General features: G+C 70.0%; 21 protein-coding genes. 20 read left to right on the top strand and 1 reads right to left on the bottom strand.

Features of this window, described 5'->3' with window-relative positions; genetic code table 11:
• Positions 1 to 284 precede the first annotated feature (284 nt).
• The 20 genes from thrB to AB0A97_RS08670 all read left to right on the top strand — a co-directional run bounded on the left by thrB (position 285) and on the right by AB0A97_RS08670 (position 21295).
• Complete coding sequence (thrB, locus tag AB0A97_RS08765; RefSeq protein WP_361146492.1) at positions 285 to 1202, top strand: homoserine kinase; 918 nt, start codon at positions 285 to 287, stop codon at positions 1200 to 1202.
• 361 nt (positions 1203 to 1563) lie between these two features.
• Positions 1564 to 3630: a transcription termination factor Rho gene (gene rho / locus AB0A97_RS08760; RefSeq protein WP_361146489.1), complete on the top strand. Its 2067-nt coding sequence runs from the start codon at positions 1564 to 1566 to the stop codon at positions 3628 to 3630.
• Positions 3631 to 4014: 384 nt separating this feature from the next.
• Positions 4015 to 5139 (top strand): LCP family protein, encoded by a 1125-nt coding sequence (locus tag AB0A97_RS08755; protein ID WP_361146486.1) that lies wholly within the window; start codon positions 4015 to 4017, stop codon positions 5137 to 5139.
• Between the two features lie 173 nt (positions 5140 to 5312).
• On the top strand, positions 5313 to 5537 hold the full coding sequence (rpmE, locus tag AB0A97_RS08750) for a 50S ribosomal protein L31 (protein WP_030017736.1): 225 nt from the start codon (positions 5313 to 5315) through the stop codon (positions 5535 to 5537).
• Between the two features lie 184 nt (positions 5538 to 5721).
• Entirely contained in the window at positions 5722 to 6801 is a 1080-nt protein-coding gene (gene prfA / locus AB0A97_RS08745) for a peptide chain release factor 1 (RefSeq protein WP_361146483.1), read from the top strand.
• A gap of 112 nt (positions 6802 to 6913) precedes the next feature.
• Positions 6914 to 7753 carry a peptide chain release factor N(5)-glutamine methyltransferase gene (prmC, locus tag AB0A97_RS08740; RefSeq protein WP_030017734.1) on the top strand — a complete coding sequence of 280 codons (840 nt, stop codon included), beginning with the start codon at positions 6914 to 6916 and terminating at the stop codon, positions 7751 to 7753.
• Positions 7754 to 7806: 53 nt separating this feature from the next.
• A complete protein-coding gene (locus tag AB0A97_RS08735; RefSeq protein WP_030017733.1) occupies positions 7807 to 8454 on the top strand; it encodes an L-threonylcarbamoyladenylate synthase in 648 nt (215 codons plus the stop codon).
• Positions 8451 to 9113, top strand: coding sequence for a low molecular weight phosphatase family protein (locus tag AB0A97_RS08730; protein ID WP_030017732.1), 663 nt, complete (start codon positions 8451 to 8453; stop codon positions 9111 to 9113). The genes AB0A97_RS08735 and AB0A97_RS08730 overlap by 4 nt, the downstream gene beginning before the upstream one ends.
• Positions 9114 to 9706: 593 nt before the next feature.
• Positions 9707 to 11044 (top strand): serine hydroxymethyltransferase, encoded by a 1338-nt coding sequence (glyA, locus tag AB0A97_RS08725; protein ID WP_361146480.1) that lies wholly within the window; start codon positions 9707 to 9709, stop codon positions 11042 to 11044.
• 99 nt (positions 11045 to 11143) lie between these two features.
• Positions 11144 to 12526 (top strand): MraY family glycosyltransferase, encoded by a 1383-nt coding sequence (locus AB0A97_RS08720; protein ID WP_361146477.1) that lies wholly within the window; start codon positions 11144 to 11146, stop codon positions 12524 to 12526.
• Between the two features lie 289 nt (positions 12527 to 12815).
• Entirely contained in the window at positions 12816 to 13253 is a 438-nt protein-coding gene (locus AB0A97_RS08715) for a hypothetical protein (RefSeq protein ID WP_361146474.1), read from the top strand.
• Positions 13254 to 13532: 279 nt separating this feature from the next.
• Positions 13533 to 14330, top strand: a complete 798-nt coding sequence (atpB, locus tag AB0A97_RS08710) for a F0F1 ATP synthase subunit A (RefSeq protein ID WP_030022193.1) — start codon at positions 13533 to 13535, stop codon at positions 14328 to 14330.
• Between the two features lie 79 nt (positions 14331 to 14409).
• On the top strand, positions 14410 to 14652 hold the full coding sequence (atpE, locus tag AB0A97_RS08705) for an ATP synthase F0 subunit C (RefSeq protein ID WP_030595669.1): 243 nt from the start codon (positions 14410 to 14412) through the stop codon (positions 14650 to 14652).
• Positions 14653 to 14695: 43 nt separating this feature from the next.
• Positions 14696 to 15262 (top strand): F0F1 ATP synthase subunit B, encoded by a 567-nt coding sequence (locus tag AB0A97_RS08700; RefSeq protein WP_361146471.1) that lies wholly within the window; start codon positions 14696 to 14698, stop codon positions 15260 to 15262.
• The gene (locus tag AB0A97_RS08695) at positions 15259 to 16074 is read left to right on the top strand and encodes a F0F1 ATP synthase subunit delta (protein ID WP_361146468.1); all 816 of its coding nucleotides are present in this window, start codon (positions 15259 to 15261) and stop codon (positions 16072 to 16074) included. Before AB0A97_RS08700 ends, AB0A97_RS08695 begins: the two co-directional genes overlap by 4 nt.
• Before the next feature lie 149 nt (positions 16075 to 16223).
• Positions 16224 to 17816 carry a F0F1 ATP synthase subunit alpha gene (gene atpA, locus AB0A97_RS08690; RefSeq protein ID WP_361146467.1) on the top strand — a complete coding sequence of 531 codons (1593 nt, stop codon included), beginning with the start codon at positions 16224 to 16226 and terminating at the stop codon, positions 17814 to 17816.
• A 20-nt stretch (positions 17817 to 17836) separates the two neighbouring features.
• Positions 17837 to 18757: a F0F1 ATP synthase subunit gamma gene (locus tag AB0A97_RS08685; protein WP_361146464.1), complete on the top strand. Its 921-nt coding sequence runs from the start codon at positions 17837 to 17839 to the stop codon at positions 18755 to 18757.
• A gap of 5 nt (positions 18758 to 18762) precedes the next feature.
• Entirely contained in the window at positions 18763 to 20205 is a 1443-nt protein-coding gene (gene atpD, locus AB0A97_RS08680; RefSeq protein WP_361146461.1) for a F0F1 ATP synthase subunit beta, read from the top strand.
• A 107-nt stretch (positions 20206 to 20312) separates the two neighbouring features.
• Positions 20313 to 20696: a F0F1 ATP synthase subunit epsilon gene (locus AB0A97_RS08675; RefSeq protein WP_223735126.1), complete on the top strand. Its 384-nt coding sequence runs from the start codon at positions 20313 to 20315 to the stop codon at positions 20694 to 20696.
• A gap of 149 nt (positions 20697 to 20845) precedes the next feature.
• The gene (locus AB0A97_RS08670) at positions 20846 to 21295 is read left to right on the top strand and encodes a DUF2550 domain-containing protein (protein WP_030022185.1); all 450 of its coding nucleotides are present in this window, start codon (positions 20846 to 20848) and stop codon (positions 21293 to 21295) included.
• A 101-nt stretch (positions 21296 to 21396) separates the two neighbouring features.
• Here AB0A97_RS08670 and AB0A97_RS08665 read toward each other — a convergent pair.
• The coding region (locus AB0A97_RS08665) for a glycosyl hydrolase family 18 protein (protein WP_361146457.1) at positions 21397 to 22941 on the bottom strand (1545 nt) is incomplete at its 5' end.

Here is a 22941-nt window from a genome sequence, read left to right as displayed (position 1 = left end):
AGCCCGCAGGAACCCCGTAACCTCGGACGCAGCAAACCCTGCAAAGGCTGCAAAGGCGTCCCTGGGGCGTGGGCAGCGCGCGACACGCATCGTGCGCCTCCTGTGCGCCCTATGTCGCCACAGAACCTTCCTTCGATAGGCTGGCAGCCAACTCCCCTCCCCACGGCATGTCGCAGTGGTGTGCAGGGCAGGTCAGAACGGTCCCCACGAGCCGGCCGGGCACCCAGGTGCCGCGGCGCTCCGGGGCAGTGCCGCAGCATCACATCAAGGAGAGTCATCGAGCGATGGCCGGTCCAGCGTTCCGCGCCGCCGCCGTCCGGGTGCGCACCCCCGCGACCAGCGCCAATCTCGGTCCCGGCTTCGACGCCCTCGGGCTGTCCCTGGGCCTGTACGACGACGTCGTGGTGCGGGTGGCCGACTCCGGCCTGCACGTCGACATCGCGGGCGAGGGCGCCGAGACCCTGCCGCGCGACGAGAGCCACCTGCTCGTACGGTCCCTGCGCGCCGCCTTCGACCTGCTCGGCGGGCAGCCGCGCGGCCTGGAGATCGTCTGCGCCAACCGCATCCCGCACGGCCGCGGCCTGGGCTCCTCCTCCGCCGCCATCTGCGCGGGCATCATGGCCGCCCGAGCGGTGACCATAGGCGCCGAACAGAAGCTGGACGACGCGGCGCTGCTGGAACTGGCCACCGAGATCGAGGGACATCCGGACAACGTCGCCGCCTGCCTGCTCGGCGGCTTCACGCTGGCCTGGACCGATACCGGATCGGCGCGCGCGATCAGGATGGATCCCGCCGATTCCATCGTTCCGGTGGTCTTCGTACCGGGCAAGCCGGTGCTCACCGAGACCGCGCGGGGCCTGCTGCCGCGGACCGTCCCGCACGTGGACGCGGCGGCCAACGCCGGCCGCGCCGCACTGCTCGTCGAGGCCCTGACCAGGCGCCCCGAGCTGCTGCTGGCCGCGACCGAGGACCGACTTCACCAGGAGTACCGTGCTCCCGCGATGCCCGAGAGCGTGGCCCTGGTGAACCGACTGCGGGCGGACGGCGTCCCCGCGGTCGTCTCCGGCGCGGGCCCGACGGTCCTCGCGCTGGTCCAGGAGGACGCGGCCGACAAGGTCGCCGGCCTCGCGGGCGAGGGGTGGGCGGCCAACCGGCTGGCCCTCGACGCGGCGGGCACCTCGGTGCTGCCGCTCGCCGGGTGATCGACGATTGCCGGTCTTCGAGAGGGGGAATGTTTGTTGGATCCGGTAGTGTTAACCTCAAGTGAGTACGTGACGCCTCTGCGGCGCGGTACTCCGTGTCCCCCATCGGGACCACCTTTCTTCCGGGAGCCTCCCAAACTGCTTGGAGCAGTTGCCTGAGCAGAAGCGAGCACGCTCCGGAATCGGCGTGACGGACATGAGTCACAGACATCTCCTCGCGCCGGAACCATGAACTGATCTCTCCGCCATTTCCGGCGGGACCACCGCCCCGGCCAGGTCCGCGAGTACGGGACCGCAGCCGGACAGCACAACCGGTCGCCGAGCCAGACAGGCCGACGCCCGCTCCAGGGAAGGACCCTTCGTGAGCGACACCACCGATCTGATGGGCGTACGCACCGATGGCAGTGCCACCGCGCCCGCCACGGACGCTCCCGCCGCGCCTGCGCGGCGCCGCCGTTCCGGCACCGGCCTGGACGGCATGGTCCTGGCAGAGCTGCAGCAGGTCGCCTCCAGCCTCGGTATCAAGGGCACCGCGCGGATGCGCAAGAGCCAGCTGATCGAGGTCATCAAGGAGAAGCAGGCCGCCGGCTCCGGTTCCGGCGCCGCCGCCAAGGGCGACGCGCCCGCAGAGACCGAGACCAAGCCCAAGCGCCGGGCGACCTCCAAGGCCCGTACGGGCGAGGACGGCGACGCCAAGGCCGCGGGCAAGGCGGACGACAAGGCCACCGCCGACAAGGGCGCCGGCCAGCAGCAGATCGACATCCCGGGCCAGCCCAGCGACGAGCAGCCGGCCGGCGAGCGCCGCCGGCGTCGCGCCACCGCCGCCGCGGGCAGCCCCGACGGCGCCGGTGAGGCGAAGGCCGAGGGCAAGGCCGAGGCGAAGGCCGACACCCGCACCGACCGGCGCGAGGACGCCAAGGCCGAGGCCGCGGCGGACAACGCCGAGGGCCGCCAGGGCAAGGGCGACCGCCAGGACCGCGGGGACCGCCAGGACCGCGGCCAGAAGGGCGACCGCCAGAACCGCGGTGAGCGGGGCGAGCGCGGGGAGCGGGGCGAACGCGGCCAGCGCGACCGCCGCAACAAGAACAACGACGGTGACGGCGGCAACCAGCAGGGCGGCGGCAACCGCCAGCGCGACAACCGCGACAACCGCCGGGCCGACGAGGACGGCGACGACTTCGAGGGCGGGCGCCGCGGGCGCCGCGGCCGTTACCGGGACCGCCGTGGCCGCCGTGGCCGCGACGAGGGCTTCGGCAACGAGCCGCAGGTGTCCGAGGACGACGTGCTGATCCCCGTCGCGGGCATCCTCGACATCCTCGACAACTACGCGTTCATCCGGACCTCCGGCTACCTGCCCGGCCCGAACGACGTGTACGTCTCGCTCGCCCAGGTCCGCAAGAACGGTCTGCGCAAGGGTGACCACGTCACCGGCGCGGTCCGCCAGCCCCGCGAGGGCGAGCGCCGCGAGAAGTTCAACGCGCTGGTGCGCCTGGACACCGTCAACAGCGTCTCGCCCGAACAGGGCCGCGGCCGCCCGGAGTTCGGCAAGCTGACGCCCCTTTACCCGCAGGAGCGGCTGCGCCTGGAAGGTGAGCCCGGCGCGCTGACGCCGCGCATCATCGACCTGGTCGCGCCGATCGGCAAGGGCCAGCGCGGTCTGATCGTGGCGCCGCCGAAGACCGGCAAGACCATGATCATGCAGGCGATCGCCAACTCGATCACCCGCAACAGCCCCGAGTGCCACCTGATGGTCGTCCTGGTCGACGAGCGTCCGGAAGAGGTCACCGACATGCAGCGGTCGGTCAAGGGCGAGGTCATCTCCTCGACCTTCGACCGCCCGGCCGAGGACCACACCACCGTCGCCGAGCTGGCCATCGAGCGCGCCAAGCGGCTGGTGGAGCTGGGCCACGACGTGGTCGTCCTGCTGGACTCCATCACCCGTCTGGGCCGTGCGTACAACCTCGCCGCCCCGGCGTCGGGCCGCATCCTGTCCGGTGGTGTCGACTCGACCGCGCTGTACCCGCCGAAGAAGTTCTTCGGCGCCGCGCGCAACATCGAGGACGGCGGCTCGCTGACCATCCTGGCCACCGCGCTGGTCGAGACCGGCTCGCGGATGGACGAGGTGATCTTCGAGGAGTTCAAGGGCACCGGCAACATGGAGCTCAAGCTCGACCGGAAGCTCTCGGACAAGCGCATCTTCCCGGCGGTGGACGTGGACGCGTCCAGCACCCGTAAGGAAGAGATCCTGATGGGCAGCGACGAGCTGGCCGTCGTCTGGAAGCTGCGCCGGGTGCTGCACGCCCTGGACCAGCAGCAGGCCATCGAGCTGCTGCTGGACAAGATGAAGCAGACGAAGTCCAACGCGGAGTTCCTGCTCCAGATCCAGAAGACGACGCCCGGTATGGGCAACGGCAACGGCAACGACTGACGCCGGCCCCGTACGAACGGCCCGCCGGCGCCCGTAACGGCGCCGGACACGGCCGTAGCCGCACGGCTGAGCCCTCCCGGTCACATCGGTGACCGGGAGGGCTTCGTGCTGTCGGCGGAAACCCGCAGATTGTTGCCTTGCGCACACGCGCGGCGCTCCCGGAGGCCGTCACTCCGCTTTCCGCCTCCGGGCGAAAGCCCTGGTCACCCCGGTAAAAGTCGACTTTTGGCCGGAGTGCGGGCGGGCCGGTTTCTAAGAATGGCTCTCAATCCCGTTGTGCAACCCTTCCGGTCTGCCCCCCGTCTTTCAAGGAGCAACAAACCGTGGCCGGAGGCTGAACGGTGGCGGCGAGGGGCAGCCGAGAGAACGAGGACTGAGGAGCAGATGGCGGACGACAGCAGGGCCGCGAACCCGGCCAAGAGCCGTTCCCGCGGCATACGTGCCACGGGCCGCCGGCGCAAGGGTCCGACCCGGCGCCGCCGCGCCCTGACGATCACCGTGTGCGCGCTGGTCAGCTGCGTACTGCTCGGTGGCGCGGGACTCGGTTACGTCTACTTCAAACTCAACGGCAACCTGAAGGGCGTCGACATCAACGCCGCCCTGGGCAAGAACCGGCCCAAGGACAACGACGACGGATCGATGGACATCCTCGTCATGGGCTCCGACTCCCGGGCGGGAAAGAACGGGGAGTACGGCACCGACGAGGGCGGCGCCCGCTCCGACACCGCGATGATCGTGCACATCTTCAAGGGCCACAAGAAGGCCAGCGTCGTCAGCGTCCCGCGCGACACCCTGGTCCAGCGCCCCGACTGCACCAAGGACGGCAAGAACGTACCGGGCCAGCGCAAGGCCATGTTCAACACCGCCTTCGAGGTCGGCGGCCCGGCCTGCGCGGTCAAGACCGTCGAGGCGATGAGCGGCATCCGCATGGACCACTTCGTCGAGGTCGACTTCAACGGCTTCAAGAAGCTCATCGACGCCCTGGGCGGCGTGGACATCACCACCACCAAGCCCATCCACGACAACAAGAGCCACCTGAACCTGGAGCCCGGCAAGCACACCCTCAACGGTGAGGACGCCCTCGGCCTCGTACGGACCCGGCACGGCGTGCCCGGCGGCGACGGCAGCGACCTGGGCCGCATCCAGCTCCAGCAGACCTTCATCAAGGCACTGATGAAACAGGTGAAGAGCATCGGGCTGCTCTCCAACCCGACGAAGCTCTACGGCATCGCCGACACCGCCACCAAGGCCATCACCACCGACAGCGACCTGAACTCCGTCAACGCGCTGATGGGGCTCGCCAAGGACATGGGCGGCATCGAGTCGGACCACATCGACATGGTCACGCTGCCCGTCACGTACGACCCGAAGAATCCTTCCCGCGTGCTGCCGCTGGAGAAGCAGTCCCGGCAGGTCTGGGACGCGCTGCGCCAGGACCGGGACATCCCCAAGGAAGCGATCAAGGATTCCGCAGGTGACAAGGGTGGAACGGATAGCTACGTCAAGTAGCGGAACCGTTTCTTCACCTCATGTCCCGCCGCCGTGGACCGCCCGGGAACAAAATCCGGAGCACCCCGGTTTTGGGAGATGAGGCCAGTCCTGGCAGACTGGACCGTCGGCCCCGGTTCACGTGACGCAATCCGCGGAACGACCCGGAGCCCTCCCGAACCTAGGAGATTCCCTTGAAGCGCGACATCCACCCGGAGTACGTCGAGACCCAGGTCAGCTGCACCTGTGGCGCGTCGTTCACCACCCGTAGCACCGTGGCCGGCGGCACCATCCGTGCCGACATCTGCTCCGAGTGCCACCCGTTCTACACGGGCAAGCAGAAGATCCTCGACACCGGTGGCCGTGTGGCCCGCTTCGAGGCCCGCTTCGGCAAGGGCGCCGGCGCCGCCAAGAAGTAGCGACCCGCAAGGCGCCGGTTCCGTCTCGCCCCTGGGAAGGGGCGGCGGACCGGCGTTTTGTCGTCCAGGCCACGGACCCCGCCGGAGGTCCCAGGGGCCCGCGGCCCCGCCGCACACGTGCCGGCAACCGGCAGCCGGGAACCCCCGGATCCCGGAAGACACAGCCAGGTGAGGAACCCCCACGATGTTCGAGGCGGTCGAGGAACTGATCGGCGAGCACGCCGACCTTGAGAAGCGACTGGCCGACCCCGCGGTCCACGCCGACCAGCGCGAGGCCAAGCGGCTCAACAAGCGCTATTTCGAGCTGACCCCGATCATCACGACGTACCGCGCCTGGAAGCAGACCGGCGACGACATCGGTACGGCCCGCGAACTGGCCGCCGACGACCCGGACTTCGCCGACGAGGTCAAGGACCTCGAAGCGCGCCGCGAGGAGCTCACCGAGAAGCTGCGGCTGCTGCTCGTCCCGCGCGACCCCAGCGACGACAAGGACGTCATCCTGGAGGTCAAGGCGGGCGAGGGCGGCGAGGAGTCCGCGCTGTTCGCCGGCGACCTGCTGCGCATGTACCTGCGCTACGCCGAGCGGGTCGGCTGGAAGACCGAGATCCTCGACGCCAACGAGTCCGACCTCGGCGGCTACAAGGACGTCCAGGTCGCCGTGAAGACCAAGGGCGGCAACGGCGCCACCGAGCCCGGCCAGGGCGTGTGGGCCCGCCTGAAGTACGAGGGCGGTGTGCACCGCGTGCAGCGGGTGCCCGCCACCGAGTCCCAGGGCCGTATCCACACCTCGGCGGCCGGCGTGCTCGTCACGCCGGAGGCCGAGGAGGTCGAGGTCGAGATCGGCCCGAACGACCTGCGCATCGACGTCTACCGCTCGTCGGGCCCCGGCGGCCAGTCGGTCAACACCACCGACTCCGCCGTACGCATCACCCACCTGCCCACCGGCATCGTCGTCTCCTGCCAGAACGAGAAGAGCCAGCTCCAGAACAAGGAGCAGGCCCTGCGCATCCTGCGGTCGCGGCTGCTGGCCGCCGCCCAGGAGGAGGCCGAGAAGGAGGCGTCGGACGCCCGGCGCAGCCAGGTCCGCACCGTCGACCGCTCCGAGCGCATCCGGACGTACAACTTCCCGGAGAACCGCATTTCGGACCACCGTGTCGGCTTCAAGGCGTACAACCTGGACCAGGTCCTCGACGGCGAGCTCGATCCGGTCATCCAGGCGTGCGTGGACGCCGACTCGGCCGCCAAGCTGGCCGCCGCCCAGTAAGCCCGTGGAACGCCCGTAAAACGCCCGTAGAACGAGCCGGAGGAACAGCGTGCCGTCGCCTTCCGGGGGTCACGACCCCCAGCGGCCCCGCCGCGGGCCCAACCCCCGCACCGTGCTGCTCGCCGAGGTGGCCCAGGCCACCCAGCGGCTGGCCGACGCCGGCGTACCCTCACCGCGCTTCGACGCCGAGGAACTCGCCGCCCACGTCCACGGCGTCAAGCGCGGTGAACTGCACCGGGTCCCCGACGCGGACTTCGACGCCCGTTACTGGGAGGCCGTCGCCCGCCGCGAGGCCCGCGAGCCGCTCCAGCACATCACCGGCCGGGCCTTCTTCCGCTACCTGGAGCTGCACGTCGGCCCCGGCGTCTTCGTACCCCGCCCGGAGACCGAGTCGGTCGTCGGCTGGGCGATAGACGCGGTACGGGCCATGGACGTCGTCGAACCGCTCATCGTGGACCTGTGCACGGGCTCCGGAGCCATCGCGCTCGCCCTGGCGCAGGAGGTGCCCCGCTCCCGGGTGCACGCCGTCGAGCTGTCCGACGAGGCCATGCAGTGGGCCCGCAAGAACGTCGAGGGGTCCCGCGTCGTTCTCCAGCAGGGCGACGCGCTGACCGCGCTTCCCGAGCTGGACGGCCAGGTGGACCTGGTCATCTCCAACCCGCCGTACATCCCGCTGACCGAGTGGGAGTACGTCGCACCCGAGGCACGCGACCACGACCCCGAGCTCGCGCTGTTCTCGGGCCAGGACGGCCTGGACACCATCCGCGGCATCGAGCGGACCGCGCACCGCCTGCTGCGGCCCGGCGGCGTCGTGGTCATCGAGCACGCCGACACCCAGGGCGGCCAGGTTCCGTGGATCTTCACCGAGGAGCGGGGCTGGGCCGACGCGGCCGACCACCCCGACCTGAACAACCGGCCCCGCTTCGCCACCGCGCGCAGGGCGACGCCATGACGAGCCCGGCCCCCACGAGTCATCTGTACGTTCCGCACGAGGAGGTCCGTTAAATGGCACGGCGATACGACTGCAGCGACGCGACCGACCGCGCGACCGGTCTGCGCGAGGCCGCATCGGCCGTCCGTCGCGGCGAGCTGGTCGTGCTGCCGACCGACACCGTCTACGGCATCGGCGCGGACGCGTTCAGTGCCGAGGCCGTCGGTGACCTGCTGGAGGCCAAGGGGCGCGGGCGCGGCATGCCGTCCCCGGTGCTCGTCGGCTCCCCGAACACCCTCCACGGGCTCGTCACGGACTTCTCCGAGCAGGCATGGGAGCTGGTCGACGCCTTCTGGCCCGGCGCGCTGACCCTGGTCGCCACCCACCAGCCGTCGCTGACCTGGGACCTCGGGGAGACCCGCGGCACGGTCGCGGTCCGCATGCCGCTGCACCCGGTCGCCATCGAGCTGCTGACCGAGTTCGGCCCGATGGCCGTCTCCAGCGCCAACCTCACCGGGCACCCGTCGCCGCAGGACTGCGACGCGGCCCAGGAGATGCTCGGCGACTCCGTCTCCGTCTACCTGGACGGCGGCCCGACCCCCGCCGCCGTGCCGTCCTCGATCGTGGACGTCACCGGGCCGACGCCGCTGCTGCTGCGCGAGGGCGCGATCAGCGCGGAGGAGCTGCGCAAGGTGGCTCCCGGGCTTGAGGTGGCGAATTGATTGCGCCCCTCGGGCGTGGCATAGCGGGACCCGGCGAGGACAGCTACCGCACGTTCCGCATCCTCCACGTCAGCACCGGCAACGTCTGCCGCTCGCCCATCACCGAGCGGCTGCACCGGCACGCCCTCGACCTGCGGCTGGGCGCGGACCGCGGCGGCCTGGTCGTGGAGAGCGCCGGCACCTGGGGCCACGAAGGCGCGCCCATGGAGACCCACGCCGCCACGGTTCTGGCCGACTACGGGGCCGATCCGGCCGACTTCACCGGCCGAGAGCTGCTGGACGAGCACGTCATCCGGGCCGACCTCGTGCTGACCGCCACCCGCGACCACCGCGCCCAGGTCATCTCCATGGGCCACTCGGCGGGGCTGCGCACCTTCACGCTGAAGGAGTTCAACCGCCTCGTACGGGCCATAGACCCGGCCACGCTCCCCGAGCCCGATCCGGCGCTGCCCGGCGGCGGGCTGGTCGAACGCGCCCGCGCCCTGGTCGGCGCCGCGGCGGCGCTGCGCGGCTGGCTGCTGGCACCGAACCCGGAGGCGGACGAGGTCTACGACCCGTACGGCGCGCCCATCACGTTCTTCCGCTCCATCGGCGACGAGATCAACCAGGCCCTGGACCCCGTCGTGACGGCGCTGACGGGGGTTCCGGCGCGCGCTTGAGGGGTCTGGGCGGCCTCCGGGTTGTGCGGGGGTGGGAACGGGGCTTCTAGGGCTCTTGGGGGCTCTTGGGGGTGCTGGGGCTGGGGCTTCGTTCCGGTGTGCTGTGTTCCGGTGCGCTTCGTTCCGGTCCGCTTCGGGTAGGCCCCCGGTGGGGGATGCGGGCAGCCGTCCCGTAAGGCGGGCGGTCCGGCCTCGGTTTGGCCCGGTCCGGCCTCGACTCGGTTCGGCTCGGCTCGGGTGTGCGCGCTTCGGTGTGGCTGCGCTTGGGTAGGCCCCCGGTGGGGGAATGTGCGCGGTCGCCCCGTAAGGCGGGCGGTTCGGCGCGGCCTCGGCTCGGTGCGGCCCGGCCTCGGTTTGGCCCGGGCCGGCCTCGACTCGGTTCGGCTCGGCGCGGGTGTGCGAGCTTCGGTGTGGCTGCGCTTGGGTAGGCCCCCGGTGGGGGAATGTGCGCTGCCGCCCCGTAAGGCGAGCGGCCCCGCCTCCGGCCCGGCTCCGCCCGCCACCCTCCCCCCCACCCGCTCCCTCCACCGCGCCCCAACCCCGCACCGCGCCTACATTGGGACCACGTCCCCGTCCGAGGTCCGGAGCGCGCCATGCCCGCCACCACCACGTCATCCCGGAGCGACATCACGGCTGCCCGGAAGGAGGCGGCCGGGGCAGGGGAGGGGCACGGCGGGTACCCGCCGCCTGCCTGGACGCCCGACTTCGCGGAGCTGCTGGAGCAGGACCCCGAGATCGCCGGGGTGCTGCTCGCCGAGGCGGCCCGGCAGGGGGACGGGCTGCAGCTCGTCGCCGCCGAGAACTTCGCCTCCCGGGCCGTGCTGGCCGCCTTGGGCTCCCCGCTCGCCAACAAGTACGCCGAGGGCTATCCGGGCGCCCGGCACCACGGCGGATGCGAGGTCGTGGATCTCGCCGAGCGGCTCGCCGTGGAACGTGCCAAAGTCCTGTTCGGCGCCGAGCACGCCAACGTCCAGCCGCACTCCGGGTCGTCGGCCGTGCTGGCCGCGTATGCCGCCCTGCTGCGCCCCGGCGACACCGTCCTGGCCATGGCGCTGCCGCACGGCGGACACCTGACGCACGGCTCCCCGGCCAATTTCTCCGGCCGCTGGTTCGACTTCGCCGGGTACGGCGTCGATCCGCACACCGGCCTGCTGGACTACGACGAGGTGCGCGCGCTGGCCCGCCGGCACCGGCCCAAGGCCATCGTCTGCGGGTCGATCTGCTATCCGCGGCATCTGGACTACGCCGCCTTCCGGGAGATCGCCGACGAGGTGGGCGCGTACCTCGTCGCGGACGCTGCCCACCCCATCGGGCTGATCGCCGCGGGCCTGGCGCCCAGCCCGGTGCCGTACGCGGACGTGGTGTGCGCGACCACCCACAAGGTGCTGCGCGGCCCCCGGGGCGGCATGATCCTGTGCGGTGCCGAGCTGGCCGAGCGCATCGACCGGGCGGTCTTCCCGTTCACCCAGGGCGGCGCCCAGATGAACGCGGTCGCCGCCAAGGCCGTCGCCTTCGGCGAGGCCGCCACCGACGCCTTCGCCGCCTACGCGCGGCAGGTCGTCGCCAACGCGCGAGCGCTGGCCGGATCGCTGGCCGAGGAGGGCCTGCCGGTCACCACCGGCGGTACGGACACCCACCTGATCACCGCCGACCCGGCGCCGCTGGGGGCGGACGCCCGTACGGCCAGGGGGCGTTGCGCGGCGGCGGGCATCGTGCTGGACACCTGCGCCCTGCCGTGCCCCGAGGACCCGTCAGGACGCCGCCCGGGGCTGCGGCTGGGGGCTGCCGCCCTGACCACCCAGGGCATGGGCGAGGAGGAGGCGGTGCGGGTCGGCGCGCTGATCGCGGCGGCGGTACGGGAGGACCCGGGGGCCCGCGCGGCGACCATGGCATTGGTCCGGCGCTTTCCCCCATATCCCCATCCGGGCTGAGCTCTGGAACCATGCGCGGGACGGGGGTGTCTTCCCTTACGTTCACGGATAGGGGGCGGACACGCATATGGTGTGTGGCTGTGATGGCCAGCGATACCAATGGGGCAGCCCGTGCGTGAATACCTGCTGACGCTGTGCGTCACGGCCGCGGTCACTTACCTGCTGACCGGGCCGGTACGGAAATTCGCCATCGCGGCCGGCGCGATGCCGGAGATCCGCGCGCGCGACGTGCACCGCGAACCCACCCCGCGCCTCGGCGGCATCGCCATGTTCGGCGGGCTGTGCGCGGGACTGCTGGTCGCGGCCCATCTCAGCAACCTCAAGTCCGTCTTCGAGCACTCCAACGAGCCGCGCGCGCTGCTGTCGGGCGCCGCGCTGATCTGGGTGCTGGGCGTGCTGGACGACAAGTGGGGCGTGGACGCGCTGGTCAAGCTCGGCGGGCAGATGATCGCCGCCGGTGTGATGGTCCTTCAGGGGCTGACGATCCTGTGGATCCCGGTGCCGGGCATCGGCACGGTCTCGCTGAGCCCGTGGCAGGGCACGCTGCTGACGGTGGCTCTGGTCGTCATCACCATCAACGCCGTCAACTTCGTGGACGGCCTGGACGGGCTGGCCTCCGGCATGGTGTGCATCGCCGCCGCGGCGTTCTTCATGTACGCGTACCGGATGTGGTTCGGGTACGGCATCGAGGCGGCCGCGCCCGCGACGCTGTTCTCGGTCGTCCTGATGGGCATGTGCCTGGGCTTCCTGCCGCACAACATGCACCCGGCGCGGATCTTCATGGGCGACTCGGGCTCGATGCTGATCGGGCTGGTCATGGCGGCCGGCGCGGTCTCGGTGACCGGCCAGGTCGACCCGGACCTGCTCAACCTGAAGGCGGGCAGCGTCCGCGAGGCCACCCACGCGATGGTGCCGGTCTACATCCCGCTGCTGCTGCCGCTGACGATCATCGCGGTGCCGGTGGCCGACCTGGTGCTGGCCATCGTGCGCCGTACGTGGAAGGGCCAGTCGCCGTTCGCCGCCGACCGCGGCCACCTGCACCACCGGCTGCTGGAGATCGGCCACTCGCACAGCCGCGCCGTCCTGATCATGTACTTCTGGTCCGCGCTGATCGCCTTCGGCGCCGTGGCGTACTCGGTCAACAACGCGAGTGTGTGGGTCGTGTTGGGCATCGTGCTGCTGAGTGCGATCGGGCTGGTCCTCCTGCTGCTGCCGCGCTTCACGCCGCGCGCGCCGCGCTGGATGGAGTGGATGGTGCCGCCGCGGTACCGGCGCAGCGTGCAGGCGGCGGCCGTCGCCGCGGCCGCCGAGGAGAGCGCGGCGGTCGACGAGGCCGGGCAGCTCGGTGGGGGACGGACGGCGGACGGCGAGAGCGCTCCGGAGCGGGAGCGGCGGCCGGTGCCGGCGGGCGTCAACGGGGCCACCGCGATCGGTGACCGGTCGCGGTTCACCGACCGGCGTAAGGCCGGAAGTCACCGCTGAGGCGAGTTTTCGCTCGTACGAGCGATGCTCGAAAATCCCCTCATTGGGTTACATAGCAGACAGAGTGTCGCCGTGTCGCGCTCCTACGCGCGGATTACTGCTCACGTGTGACGGGTAGCACACCGAGCAGGTAAAGACCTCATCAAATAGTTTGTGATACCGTTCACGAAACCCGGCGACAGAGCCGAAGGACCGAAGTGCGACGGTCTTTCGGCCTCAGGTTCTCCCTCAGGCCGGGTCTACGCTCGTCCTTGACGACACCACCCCCATTTTTTGCCGGAGCGCCGCCATGCAGTCCACTGACGCCCGCCTACTTGCCAATGTCTCCGTACCCTCGCTTGCCACCGGCGCCGTCGGCGTCGTGGTCAGCGCTGTGGTCGCGGGCGGGCCGGGCGCGATCGGTGCTGCCATCGGAACGGCGCTGGTGCTGCTGCTGATGGGGTCGGGTCTGGTGGTTCTCCAGCAGACCGCGAAGCGCCTCCCGGATCTGTTCCAGATGATGGGACTGCTGCTGTACGCGGTGCAGATCCTGGCGGTCGCGGTCTTCATGATCGTCTTCAAGGACACCACGCTCTTCAACGTCAGGGCGTTCGCCTTCACCCTGCTCGCGACCGTCCTGGTGTGGATCGCCTTCCAGGCCCGCAGCTATATGAAGGCAAAGGTTCTCTACGTGAATCCCGAATCCGCCGACTCCGAGAAGGCGGAAACCACGGGGTCGCGGACGTGAGCCGTAGGGCCGGAATAAAAGCCCACGCGAGAGCCTGCTATCGTCCGGTGCCAACTGCGGCGCAGTCGGCGCAGGCGGCTGAGCCTCCAGGTTCCGAGTCAGGGAACCGGTTGCACGTCCGGCCGATGCCTGTGACCCGATCCGGCCCCGCGCCGATCAGCCGCCCCCCAATCCGTAAGACCAGTCCAGTGCCGCACCGTGGCTCAATGCCGCGCCGACACAACGAGGTTGCCGTACCCATGCGCCACGCTGAAGGAGCTCGCGGTGAGTGCTGAAACGATGCTCGCCCTCGACACGGAGTGCCACCTCTTCATCCCGGGGTGTGGCTTCGAGGCCCCGGGCCTTCATTCGTTCGTCTTCGAGCCCCTTTTCACCATCGGTGGCTACGAGTTCAACAAGCCGATGCTGCTGGCCCTGGTCAGCACGGTGATCATCGTGGCGTTCTTCTGGGCCGCCTTCGGCCGCGCCAAGGTGGTGCCCGGCAAGCTGCAGATGATCGGTGAGGCGGGTTACGACTTCGTGCGCCGCGGGCTCGTCTACGACGCGCTCGGCAAGAAGGAGGGCGAGAAGTTCGTCCCCTTCATGGTCGCGCTGTTCTTCTTCGTGTGGATCATGAACCTCTGGTCGATCATCCCGGTCGCCCAGTTCCCGGTGACATCGGTCATCGCGTTCCCCATGGGTCTGGCCCTGGTGGTCTACATCACCTGGCTCGTGCTGACGTTCAAGAGGCAGGGCTTCGTCGGCGGTCTGAAGAACCTCACCGGCTACGACAAGTCGCTCGGCTGGGTCCTCCCGCTGATCATGTTCCTGGAACTGCTGCAGCACCTGATCATCCGGCCCTTCACGCACGCGGTCCGGCTGTTCGCGAACATGTTCGCGGGCCACATGCTCATCCTGATGTTCACCGTCGCCAGCTGGTACCTGCTGAACGGCATCGGCATCGCCTACGCGGGCGTCTCGTTCGTCATGACCATCGTGATGACGGCCTTCGAGCTCTTCATCCAGGCCATTCAGGCGTACATCTTCGTGCTCCTGGCCTGTAACTACATCCAGGGCGCGCTCGCCGAGCACCACTGAGCCCCCAGGAACCCAGCAGTCCCACCAGACGTCCGGTGGCCAACCCCCACCGGTCCATGAAAGAGAAGGAAGACACGGCATGTCCGCGACTCTCGAACTCGCCGCCGGCCTCACTGGCAACGTCGCTTCGATCGGCTACGGCCTCGCCGCCATCGGCCCCGGCGTCGGCGTCGGCATCATCTTCGGCAACGGCACCCAGGCCCTGGCCCGTCAGCCCGAGGCCGCCGGCCTGATCCGCACCAACCAGATCATGGGCTTCGCCTTCTGCGAGGCGCTCGCCCTCATCGGCATCGTCATGGGTTACGCGTACCCGTCGGCCTGATCACGGACCGATCGACGACGCCACTTAGACGGAAGGCATTGATGTGAGCGCCCTGGTGAACATGGCGGCGGAGGTTCCTGAGAACCCCCTCGTCCCGCCGATTCCAGAGCTGGTCATCGGCCTGATCGCTTTCTTCATCGTCTTCGGCTTCCTCGCCAAGAAGCTCCTCCCGAACGTCAACAAGGTTCTGGACGAGCGCCGCGAGAAGATCGAAGGCGGCATCGAGAAGGCGGATGCCCTACAGGCCGAAGCTCAGCAGGTCCTGGAGGACTACCGGTCCCAGCTCGCCGACGCGCGCCACGAGGCCGCCCGGCTGCGCCAGGAGGCGCAGGAGCAGGGAGCGACCCTGATCGCCGAGATGCGTGCCGAGGGCCAGCGGCAGCGCGAGGAGATCATCGCGGCCGGCCACGCCCAGATCGAGGCGGACCGCAAGCAGGCCGCGCAGTCGCTGCGCCAGGACGTGGGCAAGCTCGCCACGGAGCTGGCGGGCAAGCTGGTCGGTGAGTCCCTGGAGGACCACGCCCGCCAGAGCCGGACCATCGACCGCTTCCTCGACGAGCTCGAGGCCAAGGCGGCGTCGGACCCGACGAAGGCAGAGGCCGGCCGATGAATGGAGCGAGCCGCGAGGCACTCGCCTCCGCACGCGAGCAGCTCGACGCGCTGACGGACAACACGTCCGTCGACGCCGCGAAGCTCGCCGAGGAGCTGGCTGCCGTCACCGCTCTGCTCGACCGCGAGGTGTCGCTGCGTCGGGTCCTCACCGACCCGGCGCAGGCCGGCGAGGCCAAGGCCGAGCTGGCCGGGCGTCTGTTCGGCGGCCAGGTCGGCGGCGAGACCGTCGACCTGCTCTCCGGCATGGTCCGCTCCCGCTGGTCGCGCTCGCGCGACCTGGCGGACGCGACCGAGGAGCTGGCGTACGGCGCCGACCTCGTCGCGGCCCAGCGGGCGGGCGCCCTCGACGACGTCGAGGACGAGCTGTTCCGGTTCAGCCGGATCGTCGCCTCGTCGCACGAACTGCGCGCGGCACTGACCGACCGCACCGCGCAGGGCCCGGCCAAGGCCGAGCTGCTGCGCTCGCTGCTGGGCGGCCGGGCCCACCCGGTCACCGAGCGCGTCGTGGTCCGGCTTGTCGCACAGCCGCGGGGCCGTAGCCTGGAAGCAGGGCTGGACGCCCTGTCCAAGCTGGCCGCGGCGCGCCGGGACCGGATGGTCGCCGTGGTCACCTCCGCGGTGCCGCTCGGCGACACCCAGCGGCAGCGCCTCGGCGCGGCCCTGGCGGCGGTGTACGGACGGCAGGTCCACCTGAACCTCGACGTGGACCCCGAGGTCCTCGGCGGAGTCCAGGTCCGGATCGGCGACGAGGTCATCAACGGCAGCATCGCGGCACGCCTCGAAGAGGCGTCCCGGCGGATGGCCGGCTGACCCACCCACCAACTCAAGAAGTAGTACGGCGGCCCGAGTTGGGCCGTGGACGCAGTGACATCACGGGGGCAACCGCCCCTGCCTGCGGCGGGGGACGCACAGCCCCCCGTAAACGACGACGGGCCCAACAAGGAGAGCAGGGAACCCAGATGGCGGAGCTCACGATCCGGCCGGAGGAGATCCGGGACGCGCTGGAGAACTTCGTCCAGGCGTACAAGCCGGACGCGGCCTCGCGCGAGGAGGTCGGGACGGTCAGCGAGGCCGGTGACGGCATCGCGAAGGTCGAGGGTCTTCCCTCGGCGATGGCGAACGAGCTGCTGAAGTTCGAGGACGGCACGCTCGGTCTTGCGCTGAACCTGGAAGAGCGCGAGATCGGTGCGGTGGTCCTCGGTGAGTTCAGCGGTATCGAGGAGGGCCAGCCGGTGCGCCGCACCGGTGAGGTGCTCTCGGTCGCCGTGGGCGAGGGCTACCTCGGCCGCGTCGTCGACCCGCTGGGCAACCCGGTCGACGGCCTCGGCGAGATCGAGTCCGAGGGCCGCCGCGCCCTGGAGCTCCAGGCTCCGGGCGTCATGGTCCGCAAGTCGGTCCACGAGCCGATGCAGACCGGCTACAAGGCCGTCGACTCGATGGTGCCGATCGGCCGTGGCCAGCGTCAGCTGATCATCGGCGACCGCCAGACGGGCAAGACCGCCCTGGCCGTCGACACGATCATCAACCAGCGTGACAACTGGCGCTCCGGCGACCCGAAGAAGCAGGTCCGCTGCATCTACGTCGCCATCGGCCAGAAGGGCTCCACCATCGCGTCCGTGCGCGGCGCGCTGGAGGAGGCCGGTGCCCTGGAGTACACGACCATCGTCGCCGCCCCGGCGTCCGACCCGGCGGGCTTCAAGTACCTGGCGCCCTACACCGGCTCGGCCATCGGCCAGCACTGGATGTACCAGGGCAAGCACGTCCTGATCATCTTCGACGACCTCTCGAAGCAGGCCGACGCCTACCGCGCCGTGTCCCTGCTGCTGCGCCGCCCGCCGGGCCGTGAGGCGTACCCGGGTGACGTCTTCTACCTGCACTCCCGCCTGCTGGAGCGCTGCGCGAAGCTCTCCGACGACCTCGGTGCCGGTTCGATGACGGGTCTGCCGATCGTCGAGACCAAGGCGAACGACGTGTCGGCGTTCATCCCGACCAACGTCATCTCCATCACCGACGGCCAGTGCTTCCTGGAGTCCGACCTGTTCAACGCGGGCCAGCGCCCGGCGCTGAACGTCGGTATCTCCGTCTCCCGCGTCGGTGGCTCCGCCCAGCACAAGGCGATGCGCCAGGTCTCCGGCCGGCTCCGCGTGGACCTCGCCCAGTTCCGTGAGCTGGAGGCGTTCGCCGCCTTCGGTTCCGACCTGGACGCGGCGTCCAAGGCCCAGCTCGCCCGTGGTCAGCGCATGACCGAGCTGCTCAAGCAGGGCCAGTACCAGCCGATGCCCGTCGAGGAGCAGGTCGTCTCCATCTGGGCCGGTACCACCGGCAAGATGGACGACGTCCCGGTCCAGGACATCCGCCGCTTCGAGCGCGAGCTGCTGGATTGGATGGGCCGCGAGAAGAAGGAGCTGCTCACCAGCATCGCCGAGGGCGCCAAGATGTCCGACGACACCATCCAGGCGCTCACCGACACGGTCTCCACCTTCAAGCAGCAGTTCGAGACCTCGGACGGCAAGCTTCTCGGTGAGGACGCTCCGGTCAGCACGAGCAAGTGACGACGGAAGGGACCTGATCCATGGGAGCCAAGCTCCGGGTCTACAAGCGTCGCATCCGCTCCGTCACCGCGACCAAGAAGATCACCAAGGCGATGGAGATGATCGCCGCCTCGCGCATCGTCAAGGCGCAGCGCCAGGTGGCGGCATCGACGCCGTACGCGAGTGAGCTCACCCGCGCGGTGACGGCGGTTGCCACCGGTTCGAACACCAAGCACGCCCTGACGACCGAGGCGGACAACCCGACGCGGGCCGCGGTACTGCTCATCACGAGCGACCGCGGTCTGGCCGGCGGCTACTCCTCCAACGCCATCAAGGCCGCCGAGCAGCTCACCGAGCGGCTCAAGGCCGAGGGCAAGGAGGTCGACACCTACATCGTCGGCCGCAAGGGTGTCTCGTACTACGGCTTCCGTGAGCGCAAGGTCACGGAGTCGTGGACCGGCTTCACCGACAGCCCGACGTACGCGGACGCCAAGGCCGTCGCCGGGCCGCTGATCGCCGCCGTCCAGCAGGACACGGCCGAGGGCGGCGTGGACGAGCTGCACATCGTCTACACCGAGTTCGTCTCGATGATGACGCAGACGCCGGTCGACAACCGGCTGCTGCCGCTCAGCCTCGAAGAGACGGCCGAGGAGGCGCAGGCGTCGTCCAAGGGCGAGATCCTGCCGCTGTTCGACTTCGAGCCGTCGGCGGAGGACGTCCTGGACGCCCTGCTGCCGCGGTACGTGGAGTCGCGCATCTACAACGCGCTGCTCCAGGCCGCCGCCTCCAAGCACGCCGCCACGCGGCGCGCGATGAAGTCGGCGACCGACAACGCGGAAGAACTCATCAAGTCGCTCTCGCGGCTTGCCAACGCGGCCCGCCAGGCCGAAATCACCCAGGAAATCAGCGAGATCGTCGGTGGCGCGAGCGCACTGGCCGACGCGACCGCGGGGAGTGACTGACAACTATGACCACCACTGTTGAGACGGCCACGGCGACGGGCCGCGTCGCGCGGGTCATCGGCCCGGTCGTCGACGTGGAGTTCCCCGTCGACGCGATGCCGGACATCTACAACGCGCTGCACGTCGAGGTCGCCGACCCGGCCGAAGAGGGCAAGCTCAAGACGCTGACCCTGGAGGTCGCCCAGCACCTGGGTGACGGCGTGGTCCGCGCGATCTCGATGCAGCCCACCGACGGTCTGGTCCGCCAGGCCTCGGTGACCGACACCGGCGCGGGTATCACCGTGCCCGTCGGTGACGTCACCAAGGGCAAGGTGTTCAACACCCTCGGCGAGATCCTGAACGTGGACCCGGCCACGGTCGAGGTCAACGAGCGCTGGCCGATCCACCGCAAGGCCCCCAGCTTCGACCAGCTGGAGTCCAAGACCGAGATGTTCGAGACCGGCGTCAAGGTCATCGACCTGCTGACCCCGTACGTCAAGGGCGGCAAGATCGGTCTGTTCGGCGGCGCGGGCGTCGGCAAGACCGTCCTCATCCAGGAAATGATCTACCGCGTGGCCAACAACCACGACGGTGTGTCGGTGTTCGCCGGTGTCGGTGAGCGCACCCGTGAGGGCAACGACCTCATCGAGGAGATGACGGACTCCGGCGTCATCGACAAGACCGCGCTGGTCTTCGGCCAGATGGACGAGCCCCCGGGCACCCGTCTGCGGGTCGCGCTGGCCGGTCTGACGATGGCGGAGTACTTCCGTGACGTCCAGAAGCAGGACGTCCTCTTCTTCATCGACAACATCTTCCGGTACACCCAGGCGGGTTCCGAGGTGTCCACCCTGCTCGGCCGCATGCCGTCCGCGGTGGGTTACCAGCCGAACCTGGCGGACGAGATGGGTCTCCTCCAGGAGCGCATCACCTCGACCCGTGGTCACTCGATCACCTCGATGCAGGCGATCTACGTCCCCGCGGACGACCTGACCGACCCGGCGCCGGCCACCACCTTCGCCCACCTGGACGCCACGACCGTGCTGTCGCGTCCGATCTCGGAGAAGGGCATCTACCCGGCGGTGGACCCGCTGGACTCGACGTCCCGCATCCTGGACCCGCGGTACATCTCGCAGGACCACTACAGCTGTGCCTCGCGGGTCAAGACGATCCTGCAGAAGTACAAGGACCTGCAGGACATCATCGCGATCCTCGGTATCGACGAGCTGGGCGAGGAGGACAAGCTCACCGTCCACCGCGCCCGCCGCATCGAGCGCTTCCTGTCGCAGAACACCCACGTGGCGAAGCAGTTCACCGGTGTCGACGGCTCGGACGTGTCGCTGGACGAGTCCATCGCGGCGTTCAACGCGATCGCCGACGGTGAGTACGACCACTTCCCCGAGCAGGCGTTCTTCATGTGCGGTGGCCTTGAGGACCTGAAGGCGAACGCCAAGGAGCTGGGCGTCTCCTGAGGCCCGGCGCGTTCCGGGGGCGGCCCTGGCCGCCCCCGGCCCGTACGACCACTAGTATTTGACCCAACATCTGCCGCACCCGGCAGGTGGAGACCCGAGGAGCCATCGTGGCTGAGCTGCACGTCGAGTTGGTCGCCGCCGACCGTCAGGTCTGGTCGGGCGAGGCCAGCCTGGTCGTCGCGCGCACCTCGTCGGGCGACATCGGCGTCATGCCGGGGCACCAGCCGCTGCTCGGCGTGCTGGAGTCCGGACCGGTGACGATTCGTACGACCGGCGAGGGCGGGGACGGCACCGTCGTCGCCGCCGTGCACGGCGGCTTCATCTCGTTCGCCGACAACAAGCTGTCTCTGCTCGCGGAGATCGCCGAGCTGTCGGACGAGATCGATGTCCAACGCGCGGAGCGGGCCTTGGAGCGGGCGAAGTCGGAGGCCGACGCGGCCGCCGAGCGCCGCGCCGATGTCCGGCTGCGTGCGGTGGCGGGCGTGCACTGAAGCCCTCCACCGACGAGTTCGTCCCTCAGCCGCGGGCTGCGCTGGAATTCTCCAGGGCGGCCCGCGGCTGAGGCAATGCAGGTGCGTTTTCCCCCTCGCGCCCGAACCGGCGCGCGGGTCCCCCCATCGAGGCGAGGAGGTCGGTTCGGATGGTCCTCGCTCTGCTCGTGAGCGGCGCGGTCGTCGTACTGGTGCTGCTGGGGCTCTTCGTCTTCGGTCTACGGCGACGGCTCATCCAGCGCTCCGGCGGCACCTTCGACTGCAGCCTGCGCTGGAACGTGCCCGACGAGGAGGCCGAGCCCAGCGGCAAAGGCTGGATCTACGGTGTCGCCCGCTACAACGGTGACCGGGTGGAGTGGTTCCGCGTCTTCTCCTACGCGCCCCGCCCCCGCCGTCAACTGGAACGCTTCGCCATCGAGGTGCTGGAGCGCCGTACCCCGCAGGGCGAGGAAGAGCTGGCCCTGCTCTCCGACTCCGTCGTGCTCGCCTGCCGCCACCGCGGTACGAGGCTGGAGCTGGCCATGAGCGAGGACGCCCTGACCGGTTTTCTGGCGTGGCTGGAGGCGGCGCCTCCCGGGCAGAGAGTGAATGTGGCCTAGGGCCCCGAGGCCCGGCCGTCGGTCGGCTGCTGAACGGCCGGAAGGCCGGGAAGGCGGGGGCGACGCCGCCTCCCCGGCCGGTCCGGGGGTGGTGAGCCGGGTTACTTCAGGCCGCTGTCGATGGCCGTCATCAGTTCGCCGTCGGCCGTGTCACCGCTGAACTCCCAGAAGAACGCGCCGCCCAGTCCCTGCTGCTTGGCGTAGTTCATCTTGCCGACGATGGTCGCCGGGGTGTCGTAGCTCCACCAGTTGCTGCCGCAGCGGGCGTAGGCGGTGCCGGCGACGGTTCCGGTGGACGGACAGCTCGCCTTGAGGATCTTGTAGTCCTCGATGCCCGCCTCGTACTTGCCGGGGGCCGGCCCGGTGGCGGTGCCGCCGGGGGCGTCCTGGGTGACGCCGGTCCAGCCGCGTCCGTAGAAGCCGATGCCGATCAGCAGCTTCTTCGCGGGGACGCCCTTGGCCTTGAGCTTCTGCAGGGCCGCGTCGGTGGTGAAGCCCTGCTTGGGAAGGCCGGGGTACGACGTCAGGGGCGAGTGGGGGGCGGTGGGGCCGGTCTTGTCCCAGGCGCCGAAGAAGTCGTACGTCATGACGTTGTACCAGTCGGCGTACTGCGAGCCGCCGCCGTAGTCGGCCGCGTCGATCTTGCCGCCGTCCGAGCCGTCGGCGGTGATCGCGGCGGTGACCAGCTGCTTGCCGAACTTGGCACGCATCGCCTTCATCATCTCGGCGAACGCCGCCGGACCGCTGGTGTCGCAGGTCAGACCGCAGGCGTTGGGGTACTCCCAGTCCAGGTCGATGCCGTCGAAGAGGCCGGCCCAGCGCGGGTCGTTGACCAGTTGGTAGCAGGAGTCGGCGAACGCCGCCGGGTTCTTGACGGCGTCGGGGAAGCCGCCGGACCAGGTCCAGCCGCCGAAGGACCACAGGAGCTTGATGTTCGGGTACTTCGCCTTGAGCTTCTTGAGCTGGTTGAAGTTGCCGCGCAGCGGCTGGTCCCAGGTGTCGGCGACGCCGTCCACGCTCTGGTCGGCGGTGTACGCCTTGTCGGTGGCCGCGTAGGCGTCGCCGATGGTGCACCGGCCGCCCTGGACGTTGCCGAACGCGTAGTTGATGTGCGTCAGCTTGCTCGCGGAGCCCGAGGTGACCAGGTTCTTCACGTGGTAGTTGCGGTCGTAGACGCCCCACTCGGTGAAGTAGCCCAGCTTGACCGCGTCGACCGGCTGTCCGCCGCCGCCGGTGGTGCGGACGGTGGTGGCGGCACTGGCCGGGCCGGTCTGGTCGGCGGTGTCGCGGGCGACGACGGTGTAGGTGTAGTCGGTGCCCTTGGTCAGGCCGCTGTCGGTGTAGGCGAGCTTTTCGACGGTGGCGACCTTCGTGCCGTTCCGCAGCACGTCGTAGTTCTTGACGCCCTTGTCGTCGGTGGCGGCGGTCCAGGTCAGCCGTACGGAGGTGTCGGTGACGTCGCCGGCGACGGGCTTGCCGGGCGCGGACGGCGGGGTGTCACCGGGCTGTCCGCCGCCGGTGGTGCGGACGGTGGTGGGCTCGCTGGCGGGGCCGGTCTGGTCGGCGGTGTCGCGGGCGACGACGGTGTAGGTGTAGTCGGTGCCCTTGGTCAGGCCGCTGTCGGTGTAGGCGAGCTTTTCGACGGT

Origin of the sequence: Streptomyces sp. NPDC045470, assembly GCF_040646595.1 — a bacterium.
Classification (GTDB): Bacteria; Actinomycetota; Actinomycetes; order Streptomycetales; family Streptomycetaceae; genus Streptomyces.
This window is presented reverse-complemented; position numbering and strand designations above follow the sequence as displayed.